We start from the raw sequence: 1,761 nt of genomic DNA on the forward strand, positions 1-1,761 counted from the left end.
GTACATCATCAGGTGCACGTGCTCGAGGGAAACCTCGAAGTCTGGTTCCACGTCGGACATCCTGTGTAACAGCGATTCATACTCGCTCTGGCCTGCTCCCTCGCCGCCGACACACACCCAATGCAAAATCTGCGGTAAGGTCCCTCGAAACGGTTCGACCACCGGTGCCAAAGACCGGTGATAGAAAAGGGTGCGGCTGGACGAATCGTCAAGGATGTACCGGACTTCTTCCGATGTCAGTCTGACATTGACCGGAACGAAAATCGCTCCTAATTTCGCGCAGGCAAACATGATCTCGAGAATCTCGTTGCCGTTGGGCAACAGGCCAGCCACCCTGTCCCCTTGGCGCACTCCCCTCTCGTTTAAGGCGTTCGCTAAGCGATTCCCCCGCCGATTGAGTTCATCATAGGTCAGCCGACGTTCAGAGGAAATCAGCGCCAGTTTAGCTCCATCCAGTTCTACCCGCCGAGTGAGCCAACGTCCGATTCCGGACGTCATCTTTTTTCCTCCTCTCTTCCATCCTCCGTTCGTTTCCTTAGGGCCGTTCAACCACCCCTACCACCGTCTTACACACGGTCGGCAAACTGATCCTGCAGCTTTCGCTTCAGAATCTTACCCGAAGGGTTACGCGGCAGTTGATCGACGAAAAAGATCCGTTTGGGTGCCTTAAAATGGGCCATTTGTTCCTTGGCAAAAGCAATCAACTCCTCTTCGGTCGCCTGCACGCCTGGCTTCAAGGCCACTGCTGCAGCCACCATCTCGATCCAGTAAGGATGCGGCAGGCCAAAAACAGCCACCTCGGCCACCTTCGGGTGCCGCGCCAGTATCTCCTCCACTTCTTGGCTGGAGACATTCTCACCACCGGTCTTGATCATGTCTTTCTTTCGGTCCACAAAGTAGAGAAAACCTTCTTCGTCTTTGTATGCCATATCTCCGGTATGGAGCCACCCGCCGCGGAACAACATTTCTGTGGCCTCGCGATCCTCCAAGTAGCCTGGAGTACACGCTGGCCCTCGCGTCACAAGCTCTCCGACCTTGCCGGCAGGCAAATCGTTCATCTCCTCGTCTACCACGCGCACCTCGAGAGGCAAGTGTGCGAAACCGATCGGATCAGGGGCTGTCAGCTTGCGAGGGATGTCGCCAGGACGCGTTGAAGCCCCCAAAGGAATCATCTCCGTCTGGCCCCAGTAATTGATCCAGTCAGCCTGAGGAACCCGTTCCATCCAACGTTTAAAAACATCGGTGGATAAGTACTGAAATACGAGGACTCGCTTCAGACTAGAGAAGTCGATCTGGTCAATCCCTGGAACCTGGTCCAATCCTGCCCAAACGGTGGCCGGGAAAGCCGTCATCGTGATACGGTCGCGTGGGATAACCTCCAAGATCGCTTGAGGCTCGATGCGGGGCAAGAGGGTGATGGTGGCACCGGTTGCGACGCTGGAGAAGAGAAAATAGCTCCCGGCCGAATGAAAAAGCGGCAACGCCAGCAGCACGCGATGCTGGTGATGGGACCCAAGATCGTGCAAGGCTGAGAGCAAGGCGGCATAGTAGTTGAGATGAGTATTCAGAACCGCTTTTGGAAAAGAGGTGGTCCCACTAGTAAACAGAATCGTGGCAGCGTCTTCGTTCTCGACGTAGCGCTCAACTGGCTGATCGGAAAAAGCCAAAAGCTCATCTGAGAACGGCTGAAAACCTGGTGGCACATTCTCCCTGCCGAGCAAAAAGCGAACTTTGAGGTTCTTCACTGGTTCACCATCCAGG

General features: G+C 55.1%; 1 protein-coding gene and 1 pseudogene. Both read right to left on the bottom strand.

Going from position 1 to position 1,761, the window contains the following annotated elements:
* Positions 1-498, bottom strand: a pseudogene (locus BAA01_02275) (hypothetical protein).
* Positions 499-566: 68 nt separating this feature from the next.
* Complete coding sequence (locus tag BAA01_02280; GenBank protein OUM89533.1) at positions 567-1,745, bottom strand: hypothetical protein; 1,179 nt, start codon at positions 1,743-1,745, stop codon at positions 567-569.
* Positions 1,746-1,761: the final 16 nt, after the last annotated feature.

Origin of the sequence: Bacillus thermozeamaize (assembly GCA_002159075.1) — a bacterium.
Taxonomy (GTDB): domain Bacteria; phylum Bacillota; class Bacilli; order ZCTH02-B2; family ZCTH02-B2; genus Bacillus_BB; species Bacillus_BB thermozeamaize.